Consider the following 25863-nt stretch of genomic DNA (forward strand, 5'->3'; position numbering starts at 1 on the left):
GCTCCTCGGACGGCCGTCAGGCGCCCGTCACAGGACGTCCACACCCGCCCACCTAGACTGGCCGCGTGACTGTGACCAGCCCGGCCCCCGCCACCCCGACGACCACCAAGCGCGTGCTCCTCGCCGCGCCCCGCGGCTACTGCGCGGGGGTGGACCGTGCGGTGGTCGCGGTGGAGAAGGCGCTCGAGACGTACGGCGCGCCCGTGTACGTGCGCAAGGAGATCGTGCACAACAAGCACGTGGTCGAGACGCTGCGCGACCGCGGCGCGATCTTCGTCAACGAGACGGACGAGGTGCCCGAGGGCGCGCGGCTCGTCTTCTCCGCGCACGGCGTCTCGCCCGCGGTCCGCGCGTCCGCCGCGGCCCGCAGCCTCGACACCATCGACGCCACCTGCCCGCTGGTGACGAAGGTGCACAAGGAGGCCGTCCGGTTCGCCAAGGACGACTACGACATCCTCCTCATCGGCCACACCGGCCACGAGGAGGTCGAGGGCACCGCCGGCGAGGCGCCCGACCACGTGCAGGTCGTCAACTCCCCGGACGAGGTCGACCAGGTGCAGGTCCGCGACCCGCACAAGGTCGTCTGGATCTCGCAGACCACCCTGTCCGTGGACGAGACGATGGAGACCGTGCGCCGCCTGCGCGACCGGTTCCCCGAGATGCAGGACCCGCCCAGCGACGACATCTGCTACGCCACGCAGAACCGCCAGGTCGCGGTGAAGAAGCTGGCCCCGGAGTGCGACGTCGTCGTCGTCGTGGGCTCCGCGAACTCGTCGAACTCGGTGCGGCTGGTCGAGGTGGCGCTGCAGGCCGGCGCCCGCACCGCGTACCGGGTGGACCGCGCGACCGAGATCGAGGACGCCTGGCTCGACGGCGCGACGACGGTGGGCGTCACGTCCGGCGCGTCGGTGCCGGAGATCCTCGTGCAGGACGTCATCGCGCACCTGGACAGCCACGGCTTCGGCGCGGTCGAGGAGGTCCGCACCGCCACCGAGGACCTGATGTTCTCCCTGCCGCGCGAGCTGGCGCGCGGCCTCAAGGCCGCGGGCCACGAGGAGAAGCGCCCCCGTCGCGGCGCGCGGACCGCGCTGCCCGTCGAGCCGGCCTGACGCCGCCGGTCGCGCGGCTCAGCCGGCGGCCGACTCGCCCTTCTCCTCGGCCCCGGACGCGCGCTCGAGGTCGCGCTGCGCGGCGTCGACGAGCGACTCGACCGAGTCGTCGCGGTCCCCGTCCGCGGTCAGGGTGCCGAGGTCGACGACCAGGCCCTCCTCGACCGCCAGCAGCTCGGGCTTGGTGACCGCGCGGGTCGTGTCCTCGACCGCCTTGAGCGGCTCGATGGCCTGACCCGCGTCCACGACCTTGAGCTCGACCATCCGCCGCGCCTGCGGCAGCACGCGGGTCTCCAGCGACCCGACGAACGAGTTGTAGTGCTTGGTCGCGGCGGTCATCGACTGACCGAGCTTGGTGATGCTCTTGGTCATCGTGACGATGCGCGCGTAGAGCTCCTTGCCGGTCTGCAGCACCTTCTGCGCATCCTCGGCGATGGCGTCCTGCTGCCACGCGTACGCCACGGTGCGGAGCATGGCGACGAGGGTCATCGGGGTGGCGACGAGCACCCGCTTGCGGATCGCCGTCTCGAGCAGGTCGGGCTGGCGCTCGACCGCCGCCGCCAGGATGGGCTCGGCCGGGACGAACAGCACCACGAACTCGGGCGCCGCGTCGAACTGCGCCCAGTAGGCCTTGCCCGCCAGCACGTCCACGTGCTTGGCGAGGTCCTTGGCGTGGGCGTCGAGCTCCTTGTCGCCGTCGGCGGGGCTCTCCGCCTGCTGGGCGCGCAGGTACGCGCTGAGGGGCACCTTGGCGTCGACCACGATGTTCTTGCCACCCGCCAGGCTGACGACCAGGTCGGGGATCAGGGTGTCGCCCTCGGCCGTCGTGCGGTGCACCTGCGCCTCGAAGTCGACGTGGTCCACCATCCCGGCGGCCTCAACCACGCGCTTCAGCTGGAGCTCGCCCCACACGCCGCGCGTCTGGTTGGACCGCAGCGCCGAGACGAGGTCGCTGGTGCCGACGCGCAGCTGCGAGTTGACCGTCTCGAGCTGGCGCAGCTGCTCCGTGAGGGCCGTGTGTCCCTGGAGGCGCGCCTGCTCGGCGGTGTCGACGCGGGCGTTGACCTTGTCGAGGGTCTTGCTCATCGGGTCGAGCAGCGCGCGGATCGCCTGCTCACGCTGCGCGAGCGTCTCGTCGTTCTTCTGCGTGCTGCGCCGCAGCCGCTCGTCCGCGAGGTCGAGGAACTGCTTCTGGTTCGCCGTGAGAACGTCGTTGGCCAGCGCGCGGAACCGCTGTGCCGCGGCCTCCTGGTCGCCCTTGGCCTCGGCGAGCTGCTCCTCGAGGTGCTCGCGCACCTGGGTGAGCAGCCGGTCGGCCTGCTCGCGCGCCTCCGTCACGCGCCGGTCCGCCTCCTCGCGGGACTGCGCGCGCTGCTCCGCCAGCCGGCGCTCGCTCTCCTGCGCCGCCTGCCCGAGGCGGCTGCGCAGCTCGGCGGCGTCGCGCCGCAGGACCTCGAGCTCGCCTTGCTCCTGGACCCGCTGGAGCTCGTCGGACCGGCCCGCCCTCGCGGCGCGGGTCGCGTGCCCCAGCCACCCCACCAGCACTCCTACGCCCAGGGCGCCGAGGATGAGGATCACTGCGAGGCTCGTCGTCATGCGCCACACGGTGTCATGGGGCACCGACACGTCCCAGCCCCCACGCGGCGCTCCGCGCACTACGGTTGACCCGTGAGCGACCAGACCGGGCCGCCGCCCGCCGCCCCCGCCCCCGTCCCTCCGCCCGACCTCGCCGCCGCCCTGAGCCTGCGCGGCCTGTGGAAGCGGTTCGGCCAGAAGATCGCCGTCGCCGGCGTGGACCTCGACGTCCCGACCGGCTCGTTCTTCGGCCTCGTCGGCCCCAACGGCGCGGGCAAGACGACGTCCCTGTCGATGGCGACCGGCCTGCTGCGGCCCGACTTCGGCACCGTGCACGTCCACGGCACGGACCTGTGGGCCCGGCCCGAGGAGGCGAAGGCCGCGCTCGGCGTGCTGCCGGACGGCGTGCGGCTGTTCGACCGGCTCACCGGCGCGCAGCTCCTCACCTACGCGGGCCTGCTGCGCGGGCTCGACCGGGCCACGGTCGCGGAGCGCACCGAGGACCTGCTGCAGGCGATGGACCTCGTCGGCGACCGCGACACGTTCGTCGTCGACTACTCCGCCGGCATGACGAAGAAGATCGGCCTGGCGTCGGCGATGATCCACGCGCCGCGCGTGCTCGTGCTGGACGAGCCGTTCGAAGCGGTCGACCCCGTCAGCGCCGCGAACATCCGCGACATCCTGCACGGGTACGTGGCCGACGGCGGCACGGTCGTCGTGTCGAGCCACGTCATGGACCTGGTGCAGCGGATGTGCTCGCACGTGGCGGTCATCGCCGGCGGGCACGTGCTCGCGGCCGGCACCGTCGCCGACGTGCGCGGGGAGCAGAGCCTCGAGGACCGCTTCGTCGACCTCGTCGGCGGCCGTCGGGAGTCGGAGGGACTGGCGTGGTTGCGCAGCTCGTCCGCCTCAAGCTGACCCTCCTGGCCAACACGTTCCGCCGGAGCGTGTGGCAGACGATCGGGCTGGTGATCGGGTCTCTGTACGGGCTCGGCGTGCTGGTCCTGGTGGTGGCCGCCGCCGTGGCCGGAGGCACCGCGGACCCGGTCGTGACGGGCCACGTCGTCACCCTGGCGGGCGCGCTCGTGGTCCTCGCGTGGTGGGTCGTGCCCGTCTTCGCGTTCGGGGTCGACGCGACCCTCGACCCGCGGCGCTTCGTCACCTTCGCCATCCCGCGGCGCACGCTGCTGGCCGGGCTCGCGCTGGCGGGGCTCGTGTCGATCCCCGCGGCGGTCACGACGCTCGGCGCGCTGGGCGTCTCCTTCGCCTGGTGGCGGCAGCCGGCCGCGCTCGTCGCGGCGCTGGTCGGCGGCGTCCTCGCCACCGCGCTGTGCGTCGTGGGCTCCCGGGCGGCGACGACCGCCCTCGCGCCGCTGCTCGACTCGCGGCGGTACCGCGAGGTGCTGGCGATCGTCGCCGTGGTGCCGCTCCTGCTGATCGGGCCCGCGGTCGGCTGGCTGGCGGACGGCGTCGAGGTGACCGTGGACGGGGCCGGCGCGGACGCGCTGGGGGCGGCGATCGCACCGCTGGCCGGCGTCGTGGGCTGGACGCCGCTGGGGGCGCCGTGGGCCCTGGCCTCGGCGGTCCACGACGGCGCGTGGGCCCTCCTCGTGGCCCGGGTCGCGATCTGCCTGGCCACGCTCGCCCTCGCCTGGGTGGTGTGGGACCGCGCGCTCGCCCGCGAGCTCGTGACGCCGCACGGCGGCGGCTCGTCGGCCACGGCGGCCAAGGGTCTCGGCTGGTTCGGCCGGCTGCCCGCCACGCCGCTGGGGGCGGTCGCCGCGCGGACCGCGACCTACTGGGTGCGCGACCCCCGGTACGCCGCGTCGATCGCGATGGTGCCGCTGCTGCCGCTGGTGCTGCTCGCCGTCGGGACGACGAACGGCGCGGGCGGGGTGATCCTGCTCCTCATGGCGCCCCTGGCGGCGTGGCTGCTCGGCTTCGGCATCTCGAACGACGTCGGCTACGACAACACCGCGTTCGCGCTGCACGTCGCGACCGGTGTCCGGGGGAGGACCGACCGGTGGGGACGCGTGCTGCCCGTGCTGGTGGCGGGGCTGCCCCTGTGCGTCGCGTTCGCCGTGGTCGGGTGCGCCGTCGCCGGCCGCTGGGACGCGCTGCCCGCCATGCTCGGCCTCACGGCCGGCACGCTGGGCGCGTCGCTCGGGATCTCGAGCGCCGTGTCCGCGCGGCTCGTCTATCCCGTCCCGAAGCCGGGGGAGAGCCCGTTCAAGTCGCCGCAGGGTGCCACGATGGCGACGATGCTCGCCCAGATGGCGACGATGGGGATCATCCTCGCGGTGAGCGTGCCCACGCTCGCGCTCGCGCTGCCCGCGATCCTGCTGCCCCATGCGGCCCTCGGCTGGGCGGCGCTCGGCGTCGGGCTCGTCACCGGCGTGCTCGTGCTGCTGCTGGGCGTGCGCTGGGGCGCCCGGACCTACGACCGCCGCCTCCCCGAGCTGCTGCAGCAGGTGATGGCCTTCGGGTGACGTCCCGGCGGGCTCGCGCGGGGCTTCGTGACGAGGCGGTCATGGGGAGCTCAAGGGACCCTTTGCGACAATGGGACGCGTGACCTCCGAGAACCTCGAGCACCTGCCCCTGCCTGACGGCTGGACGACGTCGGCCCCCGACCTGGCCGACCTGCCTCGCCTCGGCGAGCTGCGCGGGGCCGTCGCGGCCCCGTTCACGGGCTCGTCGGTCGTGAACCAGGATGCTCTCGCCGCGGAGGTGGCGGGCCCGGTGTCGTGGACGCGCCGCCAGGTCGTGGCGCGCGACCCCGAGGGTGTGGTCCAGGGCTGGGCGTGGGCGCACGACCGTGCCGCGGGCCGCGTCGTCGTGGGGGTCGACGTCGACCGCGCGACCCCGGCCGCCGACGACCTGGCGGCCGCGGGCTACGCCTGGGCGGCGCGACAGGGGAGGGAGCTCGCGGCGCAGCGCGGGGTGCACCGCACCCAGCTCGACGCCGGCGCGTTCGCGGGCGACACGACCCAGCAGGGCTGGCTCGCCGCCGCCGGGTACGCCAAGGCCCGCTCGTGGCTGCAGATGTCCCGGCCCGTCGTGGCGGAGGAGGCGCACCGGGGCGTGCTGCCGGACCCGCGACCGGGCGTGACGGTGCGGCGCGTCGCGACGCACGACGACGGCATGCCCGTCGCCGAGGACCTGCAGACCGTGCACCGGGTGCTCGAGAGCGCGTTCGAGGACCACTTCAACTCCTACCGGGAGAGCTTCGGCGAGTTCCTGGTGCGGCTGCGCTCGGACCCCGGGCACCGGTGGGACCACTGGTGGCTGGCGTTCGTCTCCGACCCCCAGCGGCCCGACGCGCCGCCCGAGCCGATGGGCGCCCTCGTGGGCGCCGTCCTGCCGTCGGGCCCGTCGGGCAAGGAGGGCAGCTACATCGAGTACCTGGGCGCCGACCGGCGAGCCCGCGGGCGTGGCGTGGCGACGGCGCTGCTGTTCGCCGTCGTCCGTGACGCGGCGGCGCGGGGCCGCGACCGCGTGGGGCTCGAGGTCGACGCCGACAGCCCGACCGGCGCCGCGTCGCTGTACGAGAGCTGGGGCTGGCGCACGTCCTACGTCACCGAGTCCTGGCACCAGGACGTCGACGTCTGAGTGTCGGTGCCCGGACCTACGGTCGTCGCATGGTCAGCGCTGAGGCACGGTTCGGGCCGGACGACGAGCTCCGGGGAGCCCGGTTCGTCGAGGCCGACATGACGGGCTCGACGTTCCGCCTCGTGCAGCTCGACGGCGTGCGGTTCGACCAGAGCTTCATGCCCGGAGCCGTCATGCGCGGCGTCGACCTCACGGACGCCGACCTCGACGGCGAGATCACCGGGCTGCGGGTCAACGGTGTCGACGTCGCGCCCCTGATCGAGGCGGAGCTGAACCGGCGGTACCCGGGGCGCGAGCAGGCCCGGTCGGCGGACCTCGCCGAGCAGCGCGCGTCGCTGGACGCGGCGTTGCGCGCCTGGGACGCGCACCTCGCGCGGGCGGCGGCGCTGGCGCCCGGCGCGGTCGACGAGCCGGTCGACGGCGAGTGGTCGACGGCGCAGACGCTGCGGCACCTCGTGTTCGCCATGGACGGCTGGATCCGGTACGGGCTGCGGGGGATCGACGACCCGTTCTGGTACGCCGGTCTGCCGTTCACCGAGTACGAGCCGGAGGTGGCGGCCCTCGGGGTGGACCTGGCCGCGGCGCCGTCGCTGGAGGAGACCCTGGCGGCGCACGCCGACCGTATCGCCGAGGTGTACGCGACCTACGACGACCTCGCCGGCACGGACGTCACGGTCGACGCCCCGCGGCTCCCGCCGTGGGCGCCGGAGGGGCTCACACGCGCGGTGCACCAGAGCCTCGGCGTCGTCGCCCGGGAGCACTGGGCACACCTGCAGTTCGTCGAGCGGGACCTCACGACCCTCGAGGAGCGTGCCCGGGCGGCCCGCTGACCCCCGCCACGTAGACTCTCCCGACGTGGCACTCACCATCGGCATCGTCGGCCTGCCCAACGTCGGCAAGTCCACGCTCTTCAACGCCCTGACCCGCAACCAGGTGCTCGCGGCGAACTACCCGTTCGCGACGATCGAGCCCAACGTCGGCGTGGTCCCGCTCCCGGACCCGCGGCTGGACAAGCTCGCGGAGATCTTCGGCAGCGAGCGGATCCTGCCCGCGACGGTGTCGTTCGTCGACATCGCGGGCATCGTCAAGGGCGCCTCGGAGGGCGAGGGGCTGGGCAACAAGTTCCTCGCGAACATCCGCGAGGCGGACGCGATCTGCCAGGTCACGCGCGTGTTCGACGACGGCGACGTCGTCCGCGTCGAGGGCTCGGTGGACGCCGAGGGCGACATCGAGACCATCTCCACCGAGCTGATCCTCGCCGACCTCCAGACGCTGGAGAAGGCGCTTCCGCGGATGGAGAAGGAGGTCAAGATCAAGCGGGGCGATGCCGCGCTGTTCGCCGCCGCCACCACCGCGCAGAAGATCCTCGAGTCCGGCACGACGCTCTTCCAGGGCGCGAAGGCCGAGGGGCTCGACCTCGCCGACGTCGCGTCGCTGCAGCTGCTCACGGCCAAGCCGTTCATCTACGTGTTCAACACCGACGAGGCCGGTCTCGCCGACAAGGGCATGCAGCAGCGCCTGCGCGACCTCGTCGCCCCCGCGGACGCCGTCTTCCTCGACGCGAAGTTCGAGTCCGAGCTCGTCGAGCTCGAGGAGGACGACGCCAAGGAGATGCTCGCCGACTCCGGCCAGGAGGAGGCGGGGCTCGACCAGCTCGCGCGCGTCGGTTTCCACACGCTCGGCCTGCAGACCTACCTCACCGCCGGCCCCAAGGAGTCGCGCGCCTGGACGATCCGCAAGGGCTGGACCGCCCCGCAGGCCGCCGGCGTCATCCACACCGACTTCGAGCGCGGCTTCATCAAGGCCGAGGTCATCTCCTTCGACGACCTCGTCGAGGCGGGCTCCGTGCAGGCCGCCCGCTCCGCCGGCAAGGCGCGCGTCGAGGGCAAGGACTACGTCATGCAGGACGGCGACGTGGTGGAGTTCCGCTTCAACGTCTAAGGCCCCAAGAGGCCCTGTTCGCCCCAGGAGTCCGCAAGAGCAGCCAGCGCGAGCCCCTGAGCGGCCTTCCGGGTGCGGTCCTCGGCCGTCGGCCACAGGTGCGAGTACATCGACAGGGTGACAGTCGCGGACTTGTGACCGAGGGCGTGCTGTACCGTCACGACGTCGCAACCCAGGAGAGGCGGCATCCTGCCGGTCGAGCCATGGGGAGGGCACCCCTGGGGGGCGCTCGTCCTCGCCCCCTTTGGCATAGCGGGATCTCTCCCTGCCGTTTTCCACGAGCGCGTCGGACACCGAGGTGCGAGGCTGAGACCTCTCAGGAGCCTGTTAGGCGATGACGTAGGCTGGTGACCATGAACAGTTCTCACGCTAGCTCTGGTGCCATCGGGGCCCCCGGGACACGCGGGGACGATGGCTTGACCGACGCTGAGCGTCACGAGTACGCCCAGGATTACCTTGAGCGTGTTGCTCGGGGGTCTGACCGTGCATCGATCCAGCGAGGCCGAGCGCTGCTCGAAGCGATGGAGCGAAAGTCCGCCGGCCGGCATATCGCGCCGACGGCTCGACGCACCGCGTAGCCACCTTGCTCCCCGAGCACATCTGGCGCGACGCTGGGCCGGACGATGTCGAGTTGCTCAAGACGTTCACCTGCACTGAGCCGGAGGGGTACGCGCCTGGGGTCGGTAAGACCCATCCAGCCAAATGGGAATTGAAGGTGCAGTCGTCCTTCAGGGATGCGCGCTTCCCGCTGGTACAGGACTGTCGCATCCTCATCTACACCGACGACAGCGAGATCTCGGCTGCCTCAAGGTACGTCCGAGGCGAGGACCCCAACTCCGCCCTCATCCAGGGACTCGCGGTATCGAAGGCGCACCGTGGTTTGGGCCTCGGCAAGTACACACTCGGTCTCACCTTTGCGGCCATCCTCCGCGAGTCGTGGGTTTCCCCGATGGAGACCGTCTACGTCTGGGCGAAGGCCCACGAGATGAACGTGCACAGCCAGCGGGTCTGCGGGGAGGCGGAGATGAAGCGGCTCCCCAGTGAAGACGACCCTCCGTATCAAGTGTGGGCGATCATCCTTCCGGCGCTGGCCGGATAGACCCGGGTCCGCAGCCAGTCCGCAAGACGTTCGGTTGTTGCCGGTCCTAGTCGGTCCCCACCAACATCGAATCGGCTTGTTTCCAACGGTGCCAACACTGTCGGGCGATGCCGTTCCCCGGGTGCACGTTCCGCTTCAACGTCTGACGTCCCGTCCCGATGTCTCGGCTCACCCGCGAGGGTGAACCGCCTGCCCCCTGCGGAGGATCCCGGGGCGCGCCGGCCCGGTCAGCGTGGAGGCATGGACACGACGACCGACGCTCGCCCCCTCCTCCCGACCTTCCCGTTCTCCCGCTCGCGCAGGATCGCCGGTGGTGTCGGCGCGCTCGCGCTGGTCGGGCTGGGTGTCGCTCACACGGTCACGAACGCCGTCGGCTTCGCCTCCGACCCGGAGGCCTCCTGGCCGCTGTTCCTGATCTTCGGCACGGGGGTCAGCCTCGTGCTGTGGGTGATCGCCGTGGTCTCCTGGCGGTACTCGCGTCGTAGGGCCGGGCGAGTCGCGCGGGCCGTCGTCCTCGTCGCCGGCGTCCTCTGCTGCGTGCTGGCCGTCAACGTGCTGCGGGTGCACCCCGAGGTCGCGCTCTCTCCCGCCGGCCCCGGTCCGTGGTCCCTGGTCGCCGGACCCTCGCTCCTGGTCGCGGCGGCGCTGCCGCGGCGCCGGGGATAGGCGACGGGCAAAGGTCGGGAGCGCACTCAGACGACCCGGCGGACCTCCTGCGGCCATCCGCACGCCTCGGCGACCCGGCCGGCCCATTCCCTGGCGGTGTCGTCGTCCGCGACGTCGATGATCGTCAGGCCGCCGATGCGCTGCTCCGTCGGGGCGTACGGCCCTGCGGTGATCACGGGCGTGCCGCTGGTGGCGTCGGCGGTGGCGGCGGCGTCGTCGTCCTCGTCCACGCCGGCCGCGAACACGAGGACGCCCGCGTCCTTCATGTCGTTCACGACGGCGTTGGCGAGCGGCCCGCGCTCGGCGAACCACTCGGGGTCGTGGTCGCCCACCCACTGCTGGTTGAAGTAGATGAGGTAGTGGCTCATCGTCGCTCGTCCCGTCGCCGTCGTCGGACACCTGGGCAGGACGCTACTCCGACCGCCCTCGTCCGGCGACAGGTCCCGCGGCCGGCTCGTCGGTCGTCTCTGGTGACGGCGGGAGGCGCGGGTAGCCCGCGACCGGGTAGACGCCGACGGCGAACCCGTGCACCACGTCGCCGCGGCGGGGGAGGGCGTCGAACTCCTCCACGAGCGCCGCCATGCGCTGCCAGAACTCCTGCTTCTGCGCCTCGTCGATCCGCGCGTGCCGCAGGAAGCCCCACAGCTGTCCTTCGAGGTACGCGGGCTCGGACTCGTGCGCGGCGACCTCGAGGTCGTTGAAGTCCAGCGGTCGGTCGCCGTCGTCGCGGGCCCCCTCGGCGGTGCTCCCGAGAGCGACGTGGAACAGCCGGGCGGTCCGGCCATAGAAGGCCTCCTCGACGGCGCGGACCCGGCGCGTCCGGACCACCCGCAGCAGGCCGGCGTCGACGAGCACCTTCACGTGGTGGGCGACCGTGCTCTTGGGGCGGCCGACGGCGCCGGCGAGCTCGGTGACGCTCGCCGCGCGTTCGTGGAGCAGGCCGAGGATCGTGGTGCGGAGCGGGTTGCCGAGCGCCCGGACCTGGTCGGGGCCGGTCAGGGCGATCCGGTCCTCGAGCTCGTAGTCGGGGGTCTTGCCGTCCATGGTCGACGATACTAACGTTCTGGAACGTTCGAAGTTTCTGGATCGTGCCTGCCGGATCCTCGAGGAGGGGCCATGGCCGAGATCGTCCTGTTCCACCATTCCCAGGGGCTGACGCCGGGAGTCCGGGCGTTCGCCGACGAGCTCGCGGCTGCGGGTCACGTCGTGCACGTGCCCGACCTCTTCGACGGCCGGACCTTCGACGACGTCGAGACGGGCGTCGCCCACGCCCAGGAGCTCGGGTTCGACACGGTGATGGCCCGAGGCGTCGCCGCCGCGGAGGCGCTCCCCGCGGAGCTCGTGTACGCGGGCTTCTCGATGGGGGTCATGCCGGCGCAGCGGCTCGCCCAGACGCGGCCGGGCGCCGTCGGCGCGCTCTTCGTCGACGCGTGCCTCCCGGTCGAGGAGTTCGGGGCCTGGCCGGAAGGCCTACCGGTCCAGGTGCACGGCGGCGTGGACGACGAGTGGTTCGCGGAGGACCTGGAGTCCGCCCGCGCGCTGGCGAGCTCCGTGCCGACGGCCGAGCTCTTCCTCTACTCGGGCACGGCGCACCTGTTCGCCGACTCCTCGACGAGGGGGCACGACCCCGCGGCGGCCGCGCTGCTGCGCGAGCGCGCCCTGGCGTTCCTCGGCTCGCTGGTCTGAGGTGAGCGTGGCGACGGTCGATGCCGCGCGCCGTGCGTCACGCCCGTGTCGGGGGAGCCGCCGTGGACGCGCGCGGGTGGAGCACCGGCGGAGGGTCGGTCAGCTCGACGCGGATGCCGCCCGGGCCGCCCGACAGCAGGGTGCGCACCGCGACGGTGCCGACGTCGTGCAGGGGCAGGCTGACCGTCGTCAGTGACGGCACGAGATGCTCGCTCACCCAGGTGTCGTGGACCGCCGCCACGGAGAGGTCCGCGGGGACGCGGATCCCGTGCGCGGCGGCGGCACCGAGCATGCCGACACCGATCAGGGTGTTGCCTGCGACGACCGCGGTCGGCCGATCGGCACGTCCCTGCCAGCGGTCGAGCAGCTCCTCCAGGCCGGCGCGCCCGGCATCGGCCGTCCAGTCGGCGTGGACGCGGTCTTCCTCGCGCAGCTCGAGCCCCGCGGTGTCGAGGGCCGCCGTGATCCCTGCCTCGCGCAGGCGGCTCGTCATGGACTGGCGGGGGCCGGCGACCAACGCGACGCGGCGGTGTCCGAGCCCGAGCAGGTGCTGCGTGAGCATGCGGGTGGCGGTGGTCTCGTCGGGGTAGACCTGGGTGACGTCGTCCTGGTCGATAGGGGCGTTGACGACCACCGTCGGCAGCGCGCGGGCGATGTCGGCGATCCGGCGGTCGAACTCCCCGTGCCCGCCTTGGACGACGAGGCCGTCCACGCGACGGCCGCTCACGAGGATCGTGAACGCGTCGTCGTCCTGAAGCAGCTCGTCGACGTCGCCCAGCACGAGGAAGTAGCGGTGTCGCGCCGCCTCCTCGCGGGCACCTCGCATCAGCTCGAGGTAGATCGGGCTCGACAGGTCGTGGACCACCAGGCCGAGGAGGCCCGTGCGGCTCACGCGCAGGCTCCGCGCGCCGGCGTGGGGGACGTAGCCGAGCTGCTCGGCAGCCTCCAGGATCCGTGCCCGCGTCTCGGGAGCCGCGCGGACCGCCGGGTCGTCGTTGAGCACCCTCGACGCGAGCGGCTGGGAGACCTTGGCTGCCTTGGCGACGTCGGCGAGCCGGACGGGTCCGGTGCGGGCGCCGGGTCGCGGTTCGTCGCGCGTCGCAGGCCGGCCCATGGCTCCACTATGCCCGTCGGCGGGAAGCGGGGGCCACCTCGGCCCCCGCCTCCGCCCCTGGTCAGCGCGAGGCGCGGACCACGGTCTGCTCGTCGTCGGGGAGCACACGGGTCTCGGGCAGCAGATACATCCCGAGCGCCGCGAGGGCGAGGAGGACCAAGCAGTACAGGGCGACAAGCCAGGACGCGCCGCCCGCCGCGGTCGTGAGCCAGGCTGCGACGAACGGCAGCGTGCCGCCGACGAGCGCGCCGGTGATCTCGCGGCTGAAGGTCACGCCGGTGTAGCGGTACCTGACCTCGAAGAGCTCGGACATGAAGCCGGACTGAGCGGCGAGCATGGCGTCGTTGCAGAAGGTGAAGATCATCACCAGCGCTGCCCAGACGACGATCGGGGTGCCCGTGTCGAGCATGAAGAAGAACGGGTAGATGAGGGCGGCCGCCCCGAGGGCGCCGGCGAGGAACACCGGACGCCGTCCGACGCGGTCGCTGATCCAGCCCGCCAGGGGGATCGTGCCGAGCTTGAGGAGGTTGCCGATGAGGATGCCGGTCAGGCCGATCCAGGCCGGCGCGCCGACGCTCGTGGTGAGGTACGTGAGCGCGTACACCGACGGGAGGTAGCTGGCGACGTTCGGGCCGATGCTGGCGAGCATGGCCAGCGGGATCTTGCGACCGGCCGTCCGGAAGAGCTCGGTGACGGCGACGCGGGGAGCCTTGCCCGCCGCCTTCGACTCGGTGAACTCGGGGCTCTCGGACACGCGCAGCCGGATGATGATCCCCGCCACGCTGACGGCGATGCTCAGCAGGAACGCGACCCGCCAGCCCCAGGCGAGGAACGCCTCGGACGACAGGGTCGTGCTCAGCAGGGTCAGGACCCCCGTGGCCAGGAGCGCCCCCGCAGCGTTGCCTGCACCGGGGATCGCGGCGTTCATCCCGCGCGAGCTGCTGGCCGAGTGCTCGGCCGCCAGGAGGGTCGCGCCGGCGTACTCGCCGCCTGCCCCGAAGCCCTGCAGCACGCGCAGGGCGACGAGCAGGACCGGCGCGGCGACGCCGATCGCGGCGTAGCTGGGGACGACCCCGATGAGCGTCGAGGAGATCCCCATGAGCACGAGCGTGACGAAGAGCATCTGCCGGCGGCCGTAGCGGTCGCCGAGGTTCCCGATGATCAGACCGCCGATCGGGCGGGCGAAGAAGCCCACCGCGAACGTCGCGAACGACGCCAGGGTCGCGACCGCGGGATCCTCGGTGGGGAAGAACACCGCGGGGAACACGAGCGCGCTGGCCGTGCCGTACAGCGAGAAGTCGTACCACTCGAGCGCGGTACCGACGGTCGCGCCGATCGTCGCCCTGTTGATCCGGAACGTCATCGTTTCCCTCAACCCTTCAGTGCCAGTCGGACGGAGACGGTCGCCGGTGCCGTGGCGCCGTCGGGGCGGTGTGCTGCCCCTGCGAGGCGGAGGAACCCGCCGAAGTGGGTGACGCGCGCGAAGGCGCAGGACCCGGTCTCGATCACCGTGCCCTCGTCGAGCCATCGGACGCCGTCGGCGCCGAGCTGGACCCGGAGGCGGAGGCGGACGCCCGGCTCGGGGTCGTGCAGCTCGACGAAGAAGAGGGCCTCGTCGGCCCAGCCGCACTCGTACGGGTGGGTGGTGATCGTGGTGTCGAAGTCCTGGCGGAGCTCGACGACGGAGGAGGAGAAGGTCTTCATGCGCGCTGCCCTCCCGCCACGGAGACGACGACGGAGTCGAGGTAGAGCGACACGCGCCGGTCGGTGTCGGCCTCGACGAAGAACACGGGGTTCAGCAGCCCCTCGATGTCGTCGTAGGCGGGGGCCCAGGTCGGGTGTGCTCCCTCGGGGAAGGACAGGACCTTGCCGCCCACGCGGAGCTCCTCGTAACAGCGGCGCTCCAGGTCGACCGTGAGGGAGAACGGCGTCCAGTTGAGCTTGTCGTCCGACTCGTTGTAGATGAGGTGCTGCTCGCCGTCCTCGAACCACGTGGTCGCGACGGTCGACCCGTCGGCCCTTCGTCGGCCGAACCACTGGGGATCGATGCCGGCCTTGTGCCAGCCGTCGACCCCGAAGCTCCACTCGGAGTCGGTCACGTCCGTCGGGCTGTAGTACTGCCAGCGACGCACAGGCCTTCCGGCCACGGCGTTGACATACCGCACGCCGGGCATGTAGCGGTGCTCGCCGTCCTGCAGGTCGACGAACATCCCGAAGGCGCGCAGGTCGTTCACGCCGAGCCCGGGGCGGTCCTGCTCCACCTTGTAGGCGAAGAGCGCCTCGATGCGCAGACGCCGGACGCCGGGCGGCACCGCGAGACGCTTGATGGCCAGTCCCATCGACCCGGGGGCCGGCGGCTCGTCGGGTGCGCCGGCCGCGGCGCGGCTGGAGATCTTGAGGGAGTAGGTCCCGCTCGCCGACCCGTGGGTGCCGCCGAAGGCGAAGGTCGCCGAGCTGAGCATCGTCGGCCCCCAGTGGATCAGGTCGATGTCGTCGGAGTGCTCGCGAAAGCCGGGGGCGACGAAGTTGGGGCGCAGGTCCAGCCACCCGTTCATCCCGTCGTCGAAGTCGTCGGCCACGAGCACGCGCGGCAGCGGGTCGAAGTACCCGGTGGGAGTGAGAGTCATCGTTCGGGCCGTCCTGAGGTCCTCGTGGCGTCGTCGCCGTGAACAATCGATTTATCAGTTGTACGCGGACCTCATTCCGATGTCAATCGACGCCTGCCGCGAGAGGGCTGCGCGCCCTGCGCGTCAGGCGGAGCGGACCTCCCGGTCCGCGGCCCGCTCGAGGACGAAGTAGTAGAGCGCGCCGTCGTCGGCGGCGTCGCGTCCCGTCATCACGCCGAGGACGGCGTCGTCCGACAGGCGGGTGAAGTGGTCGATCACGGGCTGCCCGTCGTAGACCATCGACGCCGTGACGACGCCGTCGTGCTCCACCGTGCGCAGCGTGGCGCCGCCACGGGCGAGGCGCGCGTCGGCGACGAGGGTGCCGTCCGGCGTCTCGCAGACGAGGGGGGACACGTCGTCGTCGGCGCGGAAGAGCTTCCCGTACCAGCCGGTGCGGGTCAGCAGGCGCTGGGTGCGGTGCTCCGTGCTCACCCCGAAGCCGTGCCACAGCCCGCGCAGCTCGCGGGTCCGCACGGGCGGCAGCGAGCGCCACAGCGCGGGGAGGTCGGCCGCCGGGACCCGCCCGTCCCGGAGCAGGTCCACCAGGGTGACCGGGACGGCCGGGGCGGCCGGTGCGGAGGAGGTCGCCGCGTCGTCGTCCATCAGCAGCACCGGCTTGATCGTGCGCCCCGCGCGGAGGTCGTCGATCGCCGACCCGACCCGGTCGAACGGGTAGCCACGCACGAGCCGCTCGACCGGCAGGCGCCCGGCGCGCCACAGCGCGACGAGCAGCGGGACGTCCCGGGCCCCGACCGCGTCCCCCTCGATGACGCCGGTGAGCGTGCGCCCCCACAGCACCTGCGTCTGCGACACCGTGACCCGGTTCGCCCCGGCGTGCAGCGCCACGGTGGCGCACACCCCGCGCGGGGCGAGCGCGGCGAGCGCGAGGTCGATGGTCTCCTGCCGCCCGACCGTGTCGAGCACGTGCGTGGCCGCGAGCCTGCGGGTCGGCACGTCCTCCGGGGCGAAGGCGTCGCTCGCGCCGAGCTCGAGCGCCAGGGCGCGCCGGTCGGGGTCGGGGTCGCTGACCACGACTCGCCCCGCGCCGCGGTGCCGCGCCGCCATGACGCCGGCGAGCCCGGTCGTGCCGGCGCCGACGACGAGGAGCGTGTCGTCCGGGCCGGGGGCCAGCACGCGCAGGACCGTCCCGGCTCCGGTGAGGATCCCGCAGCCGAGCGGGGCCGCGACCGCCCAGGGCACGTCGTCGTCGATGCGCACCGCGTTGCTGGCGCGCGCCAGCGCGTGCGTCGCCCAGGAGGACTGGGCCATCCACCCGGTCGTCGCCGCGGCGCCGTCGGCCCGGGCGCGCGACCGCGAGCGGTAGTTGAGGTCGGCGAAGTCGTCGCAGTAGGCGGGGTGGCCGTCGACACAGGTCGGGCACCGTCCGCACGCGTCGAAGCTGAGCACGACGTGGTCGCCCGGCCGGAGCGACCCGACGCCCGGTCCGACGGACTCGACGACCCCCGCGCCCTCGTGCCCGAAGATCGCGGGGAACCGGTCGCCGGCGCCGCCCGCCATGCCGAAGAGGTCCGTGGGGCAGACGCCGGACGCGTGGACGCGGACCAGGGCCTCGCCGTCGCCCGGAGCGTCCAGCGTGACGTCCGCGAGCGTCGCGGGCCCGCCGGCCTCGCGGACGAGGGCCGCCCTCGCTGCTGTCGTCGCCACCGTGCCGGGCAGGTCGGCCAGTGCGGGCAGGTCGGGCATCAGGGGCTCCCTCACGTCGTCGTCTCGTCCGTCGTCGTGCCCGAGTGTGGCAGCGCGCCCGCCGGAAGTCACGGATCTTGTGAATGGCGATTCACACGTCGCGGCGGTCCTGCGGCGTGGATACTGGGGCGATGACCCTGTACGACGACGTCGGGGGATTCGACGTCCTGCTGGCGGTGTGCCGCCGCTGGAACGCGCTGTGCCTGGCCGACCCGGTGGCGGCGCACCCCTTCTCGCACGGCACGCTGCACCCGCAGCACGACGAGCGCCTCGCCGGGTACCTGGCCGAGGCGCTCGGCGGTCCGCGCCTGTACACCGGCGGCTACGGGGACGAGTCGACGGTGCAGCGCATGCACGCGGGCAACGGGGAGCACGAGGAGCTCGACGAGGTGTGCGTCGGGCTGTTCCGCCGGGCGCTGGACGACGTCGGCGTCGCGGCGCCCGCAGCCGCGAGGCTGGGCGACTTCTTCGAGCGGCAGACCGTCGCGATGCGCGCCTACGGAGGCAGCCGAGACGACGTGCCGGCGGGACTGCCCCTCCCGCGGGCGTGACCGCTCCCGGCTGCGGCGGGCCTACGATCGCCGGGTGCCGACGATCGTGCTGACCACCGAGATCCCGGCGTCCCCGGAGGCGTGCTTCGCGGCGAGCCTGTCGGTGGACGCGCACACGGCGTCGATGCGCCGCTCGGGGGAGCGGGCGGTGGCGGGCGTGACGTCGGGCGTGATGGGGCCCGGCGACACGGTGACCTGGCGGGCGCGCCACTTCGGCGTCCCGTTCCGCATGACGTCGCGCATCAGCGCCCACGACGCGCCGCACTGGTTCGTCGACGAGCAGGTGGCCGGGCCGTTCCGCCGCTGGTGGCACGAGCACCGGTTCGAGGCGGCGCCCGGCGGTACCCGGATGACGGACACGGTGGAGTTCGCCGCTCCGGCGGGGCCGTTGGGGAGGCTGGTGGAGCGGCTGGTGCTCACCCGGTACATGACGCGCCTGCTGCGCACCCGCAACGCGTGGCTCGTGTCGGCGCTCGCGCCACGCGCCTGACCAGGCCGGACGGAGAGCGTGCGGCACACCACACGCGCTCGACCAGGTGATGTCCAGCCGGGCTGCTTACCCTGTGCGCGATGTTGCTCCAGGCTCCCACCGCGCCCGCGCGCGCCCTCGACGCCTCGCGCGCCGGTACCCGGGCGGTGCGTGACCGGCGGTCGGAGGAGCCGCTCGGCGGCCTGACGTCGGCGCCCGCCCTCCTCGCGGGGCTGGTCGTGGTGACGCTCCTGGCGGCCGGCCCGTTCCGGGGGGTCGACGAGGACGCGCACGGGTACTGGGCCAGGGCGCTGACGCCGGGGCTGCAGCCCTTCATCCAGCACGTGCTCGACCCGATCGCCGGGCAGGCGGTGTGCCTGCCGGTGCTGCTGGCCGTCGCGGTCACCCTCTCGTGGCGGCACCGCACGTGGCGTCCGCTGTGGTGCGCGGCCATGGCCGAGCTGGCGTTCTACGGGGGAGTGGGGCTGCTCAAGGTGGTGCTCGCGCGGCCGGCGCCCACGACGGACGACGCCGACCTGTTCGAGGGCGGGCTGCGTCAGCTCGGCTGGAGCGGCATCAGCTTCCCGTCGGGCCACGCCGCCGAGGCGGTGCTGATCTACGGCACCGCCGTCTACCTCGTCGGGCGCTGGACGACCGTGTCGTCGCGCACGATGACGACGCTGCGGCTCGGCGTCGGGCTGGTCGCGCTCAACGCGGTCGCCGTGTCCTACTACCTCGGCTGGCACTGGATCAGCGACCTGGTGGGCGGGCTGCTCGTCGGCGGTCTGCTGCTGCGCCTGCTGGTCGAGGCGGACCGGCGTGGCTGGTGGCTGCGCCCCCGGCGCGCCGTCGTCGCCCGGCACCTCTGAGCGCCGCTCCTGCGTCCGACCGCGACGGTCAGACCATGACCGCGGCGCCGGCCAGCGCCAGGTAGATCCCGCCGGAGGCGCGGCCCAGCCGGCGCCGGGCGCGCTCCGACGCGCGCAACCGCCACGACATCCGGTCGGCGAGCAGGGCGTACGTGGAGTCCACCAGGGCGGCGAGGCCGACGAAGAGCCCTCCGAGGAGCGCCAGCTGCGGCGCGACGGCGCCGCGCGCCGGGTCGGCGAACTGCGGGAGGAAGGCCAGGAAGAACAGGGCGGTCTTGGGGTTGAGGACGTCCACGAGGACGCCGTCCGCGAAGAGCCGCCAGCGGCGCGGCGACGCCGGTGCGGCGTCCTCGCCGGTGTCGTCTCCCGGGGACGTGGCGCGCGCCCGGGCCGCGCGCAGCTCGCGGACCCCGAGCCACACCAGGTAGGCGGCGCCGGTCCACCGCACCGCGTCGAACAGCGCGGGCGACCGCGCCAGCAGGGCCGCCAGCCCCGCCGCGGTGGCCGCCACGTGCAGCGCTGCGCCGGTCTCCAGGCCCGCCATCGACCACAGCCCGGCGCGTCGTCCGTGGGCGGTGGTGCGCGCCACGACGTACACGACGGACGGGCCGGGGACGGCGAGCATCGCGAGGGAGGCGGCGAGGAAGCCGAGCAGCGCGGATCCGCTCGGCAGCAGTGTGCCCGCCGCTTCTGCGGCCTGCATCGTCGGCGTCGGTCCCGGGGTCATGGCGGGTAGGGAAGGGCGCGATGGTTGCCGCGTGACACTTTCGACGTGGGTGCAATGTGGAGCCCGGCCCGGCTCGCCCCCGGCCCTGCGCGGCACGACGATGGTGGGCATGACGCGTTGGACGGTCGTCCAGGTCACCGACCCCGCGGAGCTCGTCGCGGCGTCGCACCTGTTCGACGGCCCGGTCTCGCTCGCGGGCGCGACGGACACGCTGCGGCGCCCCGGCCACGTCGTGCTGCTGGCGCGCGCGGCCGGTGGGCGCGACGTCGGGTTCGTGTCGGGGGTGGAGATGCGGCACCCCGACAAGGACGCGGAGCTGTTCCTGTACGAGCTGGGTGTCGACGCGGCGTGGCGCCGGCAGGGGGTGGCGACCGCGCTGCTCGCGGCGTTGCGGGACGCGGCCCTCGCCCGCGGCTGCCGGGCCATGTGGACCGGCACCGAGGCGGACAACGACGCGGCGCTCGCCGCCTACCGCGGGGCGGGCGCGGAGATCGACGACGGGTCCGTCTTCGTGGTCTGGGACGACCTGGCCGCGGAGTGAGGCCCGGGCGACGGCCGGGCAGCGCTCCGACGGCGAACCGTCGCGCCGCCGACCCCGGGTCCGGCGCGGCAACGGCGTGACCGGTCGGTACGGCACGATGAAAACCGTTGCCCCGCCGTGCTGCGCTCTGGAAGGGTGTCCGCCGTGAACGCACCAGCCGCCGACCTCGACGTCGCGCGCCTCCTCGCCGCCTACGACGACCAGCTGCGGACCGACGCCGAGACGCCGAGCGCCGTCGCCGTGACCCGCCTCGGTCCGCTGCGCCTCGTCACGTTCGCGGGTGGCCGCGGCTTCGTCACCTACCGCGACCTGGGCGGCGCCGACGCCGCGACCGTCCGCGGGTTCGTGGCCGCCGCCCTCGCCCACTTCCGCGACGACGCCACGGTCACGAACGCCGAGTGGAAGACCCGCGGCCACGACGTCGCACCGGGCCTGCACGAGGCGCTGGTCGACCACGGCTTCGTGCCCCAGGAACCGGAGTCGATCATGATCGGCGACGCGCGGCTCCTCGTCGCGGACGTCCCGCTGCCGGCCGGCGTCTCCCTGCGCCGCGTCACCGCCGAGGCGGACGTGCGCGCGATGTCCGCGATGGCGGACGAGGTCTTCGGCGACGACCCGGCCACGTCGGGGCACGCCGAGCAGATCCTGCGGCGGCAGGAGCGCGACCCCGAGATGGAGCTGTGGGTGGCCGAGGCGGACGGGCGGGTGATCAGCGCCGGCCGCCTCGAGCCGGTGCCCGGGACCGCGTTCGCCGGCCTGTGGGGCGGCTCGACCCGACCCGAGTGGCGGGGCCGCGGCATCTACCGCGCGCTGACCGCGGCGCGCGCCCGGTCCGCCGTCGAGCGCGGCAAGACGTACCTGCACAGCGACTCGACAGAGTTCTCCCGGCCCATCCTGGAGCGCTCCGGCCTGGTCAAGGTGTCCACCACCACGCCCTACGAGTGGCGTCGCTGAGGGGGACCCCGTGGGCCTCGAGGACGACCCGTTCGACCACCGGGTCACCAAGGACGGCAAGGTCCTGGTGAGCCGCGGCGGCCGCCCGGTCGTCACGGTCGCGGGGGCGCGCGCCGCCCGCCTGGCCGCGCTGCTCGGCCGCGACCCCGAGACCGACCAGGAGCTGCTGGCCCGCGCGACGGGCAACTACCGGCGCGGCAACGAGAAGCGCGGGCACCGCCCGTGACCGCGTCCCGCGTACCGGACGCCGTGGGGGCGGGTCGGTGAGCCGCGCCCGGCTGCTGGTGCGCCGCACGGGCGCGCGACGCGGGCTGCTGGTCCTCGTCGCGCTGCTGGTCGCCACCGTCGCGGCGGCGCTCGGCACCGCCGTCGGAGCGGTCCGCGCCGCCGAGGTGGACGTCGTCCACGACGGGCTGACCCGGGGCGGCGTCCCGGCGGAGGTGCAGGTGACCACCCGCCTCGCCCCGGAGGCCGACGCGGCGGCGCAGGACGCGGCGCTTCGCGGCGACGTCGACGCGCTCTTCGCGCCCGCGCCGTACGACCTGGTCCGCGAGGAGGTGCCCGACGACGACTCCGACGACCCGTTCGTGCGCTGGACGCTCACGCCGGACGTGGCCGCCACCGCCACCGCCGACCTCGCGGTCCTCGCCGCCGGGTCCGAGGCGCTCCTCGACACGGTCCTCGCCGACGACGCCGTCGCCGTGCGCGGCGCGACGGTGACCGGGGACCTGGGGGAGCGGGCGGCCGCCGCGTCGGTCGCTGCCGCCGCGGCGTCGGCCGTGGCCCTCGTCCCGATGCTCGTGCTCGCGCTCGCCGGCACGGTCGCCGTCGCGCAGGTGGCGCGCCTGCTCGCGGGCACGCGGGCGGCGGAGGTGCACCTCCTGGTCTCGCGCGGGGCGTCGGCGGCCCAGCTGACGGCCGCGGCGGCGGCCGAGGCGGCGCTCGTCGTCGTGGGTGGGGCGGCCGCGGGTGCCGGAGCGGCGGCGGCCGTGCTGGCGGCCCAGGGCACGCCCGGCGGGTCCCTCGCGGGGACGCTGGCGCCCGCGGCCCTGGCGACGGCGGCGGGGGCGCTGCTCCTCCTGGTGACGGTCGGCGGCCTGCAGGCCCGTGCCGCCGCGGCGCTGCGGGTGACCGACCGGTCGGGTCGCACGCGACGGGCCGCCACGTGGGGGAGCGTCGTGCTGGTCGTCGTGGCCGCCGGGCTCACCACGTGGCTGCTGCGGCGGTACGGCTCGCCCCTGGTCCCCACGCCCGACGGCGGCCAGACCGACCCCGCCGCCGCCGCGGCGCCCGCGCTCGTGCTCGCGGCTGCGGCCGTCGTGGCGGTGGCGCTGCTCGGTCCGCTGTCGGGGGCCTGGGCGGCGTTCACCGCGCGCCGCCCGGGCACCCGGGTGCTCGCGGCGCGGCAGGTGGCGCGGCGGCTCGCGGTCACGGCGGTGCCCGTCGTCCTGGTGGTGGTGGCCGCGGGGAGCGTGGTGCTCGCGTCCGCGTACGCCGGGACCGGTCAGCACCTGCGGGAGGCGACCGCCGGCGTCGCCGCGGGCAGCGACGTGCGCGTCGTCGCGACGGAGGGGACGCCCGGGCCCGCCGCGACGTACGCGGCGCTGCCGGGCGCGACGGACGCCGCCCCCGTGCGGGTGTCCGAGGCGGTCGTGGACGGCGTCCCCCTGTCCACCACGGCCGTCCCGCCCGACCGGGTCGCGTCGGTGGCACGCGGGCCGCACGGGCAGAGCGGCATCGACGAGATCGCGGCGGCGCTGGAGGGTCCGGGCCCCTACGCGGACAACCCGGAGCTCCCGGCCGGCACCACCGGGCTGGTGCTGCACGTCACCGGGCAGTACTACGTCGTGGACGACGCGGCCACGGCAGAGGCGGCCACGGGCGCGGCGGGCGGCGAGCCGGCCACCTGGGCGTCCCTCGAGGAGGCGACCGCGTCGGCGCCGTCCGAGCGGGGGCGGCTCCTCGTGCTCGAGGACTCGACGATCACCCTCCGGCTCTGGCTCGCCGACGCGGACGGACAGGTCGTCGGCGTCGACGTCGAGGAGCTGGACGTGGACCTCGACGGCGACCCCGGCGGTGGGCGGGCCGACACCCGCCCGATCGGCCCCGCCGAGAGCGCGGTCGAGCTCCGGGCCGACGTGCCGCCGGCCCCTGCCGCCGCCGACGGCGCGCCGGGGACGTGGACCGTCGTCGCGCTCGACACCCGGCTGCCGGGCTCGCCGAGCGCGCTCACCACGCTGCGGCTCTCCGTGGACGGGCTGGACGCCAGCACCGACGAGGGCGCGACGACGGAGGTCGACGTCGCCGGCGCCGACTGGGCGCCCGCCCGCGACGACCCGGCGGCGAACGTCGCCTTCGGCGCCCGACCGGGCACGGGCCTGAGCTTCGCGGCCCAGGCCGACCACGAGGCGACGCCCTCGCCGTTCCGCGCCATGGTGGCGGGCTCGGGGAGCGAGCCGGCCCCCGCCGTCCTGTCCCAGGACCTGGCCGGCCTGCTCGACCTCACCGCGGGGGACACGACGGAGGTCCCGCTGGGCGAGGGCGGGCGGCTGTCCGTGCGGGTGGTCGACGTCGTGGACGTCGTGCCGGGCTCCCTGCACCAGGGTGCGGCGATGGTGGGTCTCGCCGACCTCCAGGCCGCGTCCCTGCGCCTCGCCACGGTGGTCCCCGAGGCCGCCGAGGCGTGGATCCGTGCGGCACCCGGCGCCGACGTCGACCGGCTGGCGGCGGCCGCCCGGGACGCCGCCGGGACGGCACCGGTCCAGGTCACGACGTCGACCGGGTCGGAGGGGTCCGACGCCGCGGGGCCGGTGCGCCAGGCGTTCGCGGTCGCCGCGCTCGCGGCCGTGGCGCTCGCCCTCGTCGGCGTGGGCGCGGTGAGCGTCGCCGGTGTGCGGGAGCGGCGCGGCGAGGTCGCGGTGCTCCGCGCGGTCGGCCTGCCGCCCCGGGCGCAGGGGGCGAGCCGCGCCACGGAGCTCGCCGTCGTCGCGGCCGCCGCGCTGGCCGCGGGGCTCCTGGCCGGGTGGGCGCTCGCGGCCGCCACCGTGCCCGGCCTGGCCGCGGCCACGCTCACCGGGTTCGCCGTCGTGCCGACGCCGGACACCGCGTTCGCGCCCACGGCCGCGCTCGTGCCCGGGGTCCTGCTGGTCGCGGGCCTGGCCGCCGTCGCGCTGGCCGTGCGGGCCGCGGTCACCGCCCAGGCGCGCGACGGCGGCTACCGGGAGGAGGTGCGCTGATGCTGTGGCTGCTGCTGCGCCGCCACCTGCGCTCGGCGTGGGGGACGGCGCTCGTCCTCGCCCTGGTGACCGTCCTCGCGGCCGGCGCCGCCACCGCCGCCACCCGTGCGATCGCCGAGATGCGCTCGGCGCAGGTCACCTACGCCACCGAGCAGCTCTCGCCCCAGCGCCGGGACGTCAGCTCCCGGGCGTCGGTGGTGCCCGGCGGGGGCGTGTCCGCCGCCGACATGGTGATGACCGAGCCCGAGACCGCGCCGGCCGTCCCGCCGGAGCCCACGTGGGACGAGTTCCTCGCGGGCATGGTCCGGCTGCGGGACGGCCTGCCGCAGCCGCTGCGCGACGTGCTCGGCGAGCCGTCGTTCGCCGTCTCCTCGCGGGAGACGCGGACCGAGCAGGTGCCCGGCTCGGGGATCGAGGTCCCGCAGGTCGTCATGCGGGCGTCGGCGCGGATGTCGGAGGACCTGCGGCTGGTCGAGGGCGAGTGGCCCGTCGCGACGCCGGTGCGCACCACGTTCAACGGCCCCGAGGGCGACGAGCCCGTGCAGGTGGTCCTGTCACGCCCGGCCGCCCGGACCCTCGGATGGGAGCTCGGCGGCACCTACGCCGTCGACGTGTGGAAGTTCCCGCCGCTGCGCGTCGTCGGGCTCACCGAGCCCGTGGACCCCGACGCGAGCACCTGGTACCACCAGCCGTTCGGGCGTGACGCCCAGCTGAGCGTCACGCCGAACGGGGCCACCATCGCGACGGCCGCCGTGTACGTCGACCCGGCGATGATCGGCTCCCTCGCCTTCCGGGAGGTGCAGACCGAGCTCTGGTACCCCGTCGCCGTCGAGGGCATCAGGTCGGACGACGTCGCCGCGCTCGCGGCCCAGGTGCGCGGGCTCACCCACGAGACGCTCGAGGTGCTCCCGGACGACCCGGTGACGCTCCAGGCGCGCACCGCCCTCTCCGACGTGCTCGACGAGCTGATGAGCGAGCGCGTGACGACCGACGCCCTTCTCGCCGTGCTGGTCGTGGGCCCGCTCGGGGCGCTCGGCGCGGTCGTGGTGCTGGCGGCGCGGCTCGTCGTCGAGCGACGCCGGTCGGCGCTCGCGGTGCTGCTCGCACGCGGCGCGACCGGCACCCGGCTGCGGCTGCTCACGGCGACCGAGGGCCTCGCCGTCAGCCTGCCGGCCGCGGTCGTCGGCGTCCTGCTCGGCCTCCTGGTCCGGCCGGGGGCCGTGACCGGGACCCAGCTGCTGTGGGCCGCCGCGGCGGCGCTGGGGGCGGCGGGGGGGGGGGGCAACCCGGGGACAGGGGGGGTTCCGAGGCCCCGGGGGGACTCCCCCTCTTGGGGGCGTCTCCCCT

Annotated in this window: 26 protein-coding genes; 17 read left to right on the forward strand and 9 right to left on the reverse strand. The window is 74.5% G+C overall.

What is annotated here, in order from left to right:
* Positions 1 to 65: 65 nt before the first annotated feature.
* A complete protein-coding gene (locus tag ACFVS0_RS05905; RefSeq protein ID WP_430549630.1) occupies positions 66 to 1109 on the forward strand; it encodes a 4-hydroxy-3-methylbut-2-enyl diphosphate reductase in 1044 nt (347 codons plus the stop codon).
* Between the two features lie 18 nt (positions 1110 to 1127).
* Here ACFVS0_RS05905 and rmuC read toward each other — a convergent pair whose 3' ends face one another.
* Positions 1128 to 2705, reverse strand: coding sequence for a DNA recombination protein RmuC (rmuC, locus tag ACFVS0_RS05910; protein ID WP_430587436.1), 1578 nt, complete (start codon positions 2703 to 2705; stop codon positions 1128 to 1130).
* 72 nt (positions 2706 to 2777) lie between these two features.
* On the opposite strand from rmuC, the gene ACFVS0_RS05915 reads away from it, so the two are divergent.
* The 7 genes from ACFVS0_RS05915 (at position 2778) to ACFVS0_RS05945 (ending at position 9999) form a co-directional block, all read left to right on the forward strand.
* Positions 2778 to 3602 carry an ABC transporter ATP-binding protein gene (locus ACFVS0_RS05915; protein ID WP_430549632.1) on the forward strand — a complete coding sequence of 275 codons (825 nt, stop codon included), beginning with the start codon at positions 2778 to 2780 and terminating at the stop codon, positions 3600 to 3602.
* Entirely contained in the window at positions 3572 to 5173 is a 1602-nt protein-coding gene (locus ACFVS0_RS05920; protein WP_430587437.1) for a hypothetical protein, read from the forward strand. The genes ACFVS0_RS05915 and ACFVS0_RS05920 overlap by 31 nt, the downstream gene beginning before the upstream one ends.
* Before the next feature lie 79 nt (positions 5174 to 5252).
* Positions 5253 to 6293, forward strand: coding sequence for a GNAT family N-acetyltransferase (locus ACFVS0_RS05925; RefSeq protein WP_430563863.1), 1041 nt, complete (start codon positions 5253 to 5255; stop codon positions 6291 to 6293).
* Between the two features lie 29 nt (positions 6294 to 6322).
* On the forward strand, positions 6323 to 7123 hold the full coding sequence (locus ACFVS0_RS05930; protein ID WP_430585022.1) for a DinB family protein: 801 nt from the start codon (positions 6323 to 6325) through the stop codon (positions 7121 to 7123).
* Between the two features lie 25 nt (positions 7124 to 7148).
* Positions 7149 to 8234, forward strand: coding sequence for a redox-regulated ATPase YchF (ychF, locus tag ACFVS0_RS05935; RefSeq protein ID WP_430549636.1), 1086 nt, complete (start codon positions 7149 to 7151; stop codon positions 8232 to 8234).
* 631 nt (positions 8235 to 8865) lie between these two features.
* The gene (locus ACFVS0_RS05940; RefSeq protein WP_430587438.1) at positions 8866 to 9333 is read left to right on the forward strand and encodes a hypothetical protein; all 468 of its coding nucleotides are present in this window, start codon (positions 8866 to 8868) and stop codon (positions 9331 to 9333) included.
* A gap of 240 nt (positions 9334 to 9573) precedes the next feature.
* Complete coding sequence (locus ACFVS0_RS05945; protein WP_430587439.1) at positions 9574 to 9999, forward strand: hypothetical protein; 426 nt, start codon at positions 9574 to 9576, stop codon at positions 9997 to 9999.
* A 26-nt stretch (positions 10000 to 10025) separates the two neighbouring features.
* On the opposite strand, the gene ACFVS0_RS05950 is transcribed toward ACFVS0_RS05945, so the two are convergent.
* Both ACFVS0_RS05950 and ACFVS0_RS05955 read right to left on the reverse strand, forming a co-directional pair.
* On the reverse strand, positions 10026 to 10367 hold the full coding sequence (locus ACFVS0_RS05950; RefSeq protein ID WP_430587440.1) for a YciI family protein: 342 nt from the start codon (positions 10365 to 10367) through the stop codon (positions 10026 to 10028).
* 43 nt (positions 10368 to 10410) lie between these two features.
* Entirely contained in the window at positions 10411 to 11043 is a 633-nt protein-coding gene (locus ACFVS0_RS05955) for an ArsR/SmtB family transcription factor (protein ID WP_430585023.1), read from the reverse strand.
* Between the two features lie 72 nt (positions 11044 to 11115).
* Here ACFVS0_RS05955 and ACFVS0_RS05960 point away from each other — a divergent pair, with 72 nt between their 5' ends.
* Positions 11116 to 11685 (forward strand): dienelactone hydrolase family protein, encoded by a 570-nt coding sequence (locus ACFVS0_RS05960; RefSeq protein WP_430563866.1) that lies wholly within the window; start codon positions 11116 to 11118, stop codon positions 11683 to 11685.
* 37 nt (positions 11686 to 11722) lie between these two features.
* Here ACFVS0_RS05960 and ACFVS0_RS05965 read toward each other — a convergent pair whose 3' ends face one another.
* The 5 genes from ACFVS0_RS05965 to ACFVS0_RS05985 all read right to left on the reverse strand — a co-directional run bounded on the left by ACFVS0_RS05965 (position 11723) and on the right by ACFVS0_RS05985 (position 17169).
* A complete protein-coding gene (locus ACFVS0_RS05965; protein ID WP_430587441.1) occupies positions 11723 to 12799 on the reverse strand; it encodes a LacI family DNA-binding transcriptional regulator in 1077 nt (358 codons plus the stop codon).
* Between the two features lie 61 nt (positions 12800 to 12860).
* A complete protein-coding gene (locus ACFVS0_RS05970; RefSeq protein ID WP_430587442.1) occupies positions 12861 to 14162 on the reverse strand; it encodes an MFS transporter in 1302 nt (433 codons plus the stop codon).
* Between the two features lie 8 nt (positions 14163 to 14170).
* Complete coding sequence (locus ACFVS0_RS05975; RefSeq protein ID WP_430587443.1) at positions 14171 to 14503, reverse strand: hypothetical protein; 333 nt, start codon at positions 14501 to 14503, stop codon at positions 14171 to 14173.
* Positions 14500 to 15426 (reverse strand): DUF6772 family protein, encoded by a 927-nt coding sequence (locus ACFVS0_RS05980; RefSeq protein ID WP_430587444.1) that lies wholly within the window; start codon positions 15424 to 15426, stop codon positions 14500 to 14502. Before ACFVS0_RS05980 ends, ACFVS0_RS05975 begins: the two co-directional genes overlap by 4 nt.
* A 123-nt stretch (positions 15427 to 15549) precedes the next feature.
* Positions 15550 to 17169: an alcohol dehydrogenase catalytic domain-containing protein gene (locus ACFVS0_RS05985; RefSeq protein ID WP_430587445.1), complete on the reverse strand. Its 1620-nt coding sequence runs from the start codon at positions 17167 to 17169 to the stop codon at positions 15550 to 15552.
* A 131-nt stretch (positions 17170 to 17300) separates the two neighbouring features.
* On the opposite strand from ACFVS0_RS05985, the gene ACFVS0_RS05990 reads away from it, so the two are divergent.
* From ACFVS0_RS05990 to ACFVS0_RS06000, 3 genes are all read left to right on the forward strand, one after another.
* The gene (locus tag ACFVS0_RS05990) at positions 17301 to 17720 is read left to right on the forward strand and encodes an oxidoreductase (RefSeq protein WP_430587446.1); all 420 of its coding nucleotides are present in this window, start codon (positions 17301 to 17303) and stop codon (positions 17718 to 17720) included.
* A 34-nt stretch (positions 17721 to 17754) separates the two neighbouring features.
* A complete protein-coding gene (locus ACFVS0_RS05995) occupies positions 17755 to 18210 on the forward strand; it encodes an SRPBCC family protein (protein WP_430563869.1) in 456 nt (151 codons plus the stop codon).
* An 80-nt stretch (positions 18211 to 18290) separates the two neighbouring features.
* Entirely contained in the window at positions 18291 to 19058 is a 768-nt protein-coding gene (locus ACFVS0_RS06000; protein WP_430587447.1) for a phosphatase PAP2 family protein, read from the forward strand.
* 28 nt (positions 19059 to 19086) lie between these two features.
* Here ACFVS0_RS06000 and ACFVS0_RS06005 read toward each other — a convergent pair whose 3' ends face one another.
* Complete coding sequence (locus tag ACFVS0_RS06005; RefSeq protein WP_430585027.1) at positions 19087 to 19785, reverse strand: LysE family translocator; 699 nt, start codon at positions 19783 to 19785, stop codon at positions 19087 to 19089.
* 109 nt (positions 19786 to 19894) lie between these two features.
* Here ACFVS0_RS06005 and ACFVS0_RS06010 point away from each other — a divergent pair, with 109 nt between their 5' ends.
* The 5 genes from ACFVS0_RS06010 to ACFVS0_RS06030 form a co-directional block, all read left to right on the forward strand.
* Positions 19895 to 20326, forward strand: coding sequence for a GNAT family N-acetyltransferase (locus ACFVS0_RS06010; protein ID WP_430587448.1), 432 nt, complete (start codon positions 19895 to 19897; stop codon positions 20324 to 20326).
* A gap of 144 nt (positions 20327 to 20470) precedes the next feature.
* Positions 20471 to 21280 carry a GNAT family N-acetyltransferase gene (locus ACFVS0_RS06015; RefSeq protein ID WP_430549646.1) on the forward strand — a complete coding sequence of 270 codons (810 nt, stop codon included), beginning with the start codon at positions 20471 to 20473 and terminating at the stop codon, positions 21278 to 21280.
* Positions 21281 to 21290: 10 nt separating this feature from the next.
* Positions 21291 to 21506, forward strand: a complete 216-nt coding sequence (locus ACFVS0_RS06020) for a hypothetical protein (RefSeq protein WP_430549647.1) — start codon at positions 21291 to 21293, stop codon at positions 21504 to 21506.
* A gap of 37 nt (positions 21507 to 21543) precedes the next feature.
* On the forward strand, positions 21544 to 24516 hold the full coding sequence (locus ACFVS0_RS06025) for an FtsX-like permease family protein (RefSeq protein ID WP_430587449.1): 2973 nt from the start codon (positions 21544 to 21546) through the stop codon (positions 24514 to 24516).
* Positions 24516 to 25863: FtsX-like permease family protein (locus tag ACFVS0_RS06030; RefSeq protein WP_430587450.1), on the forward strand; the 1348-nt coding region annotated here is incomplete at its 3' end. The genes ACFVS0_RS06025 and ACFVS0_RS06030, both read left to right, overlap by 1 nt.

The organism is Isoptericola sp. NPDC058082 (genome assembly GCF_042885055.1).
In the GTDB taxonomy this organism is placed as follows: Bacteria; Actinomycetota; Actinomycetes; order Actinomycetales; family Cellulomonadaceae; genus Isoptericola.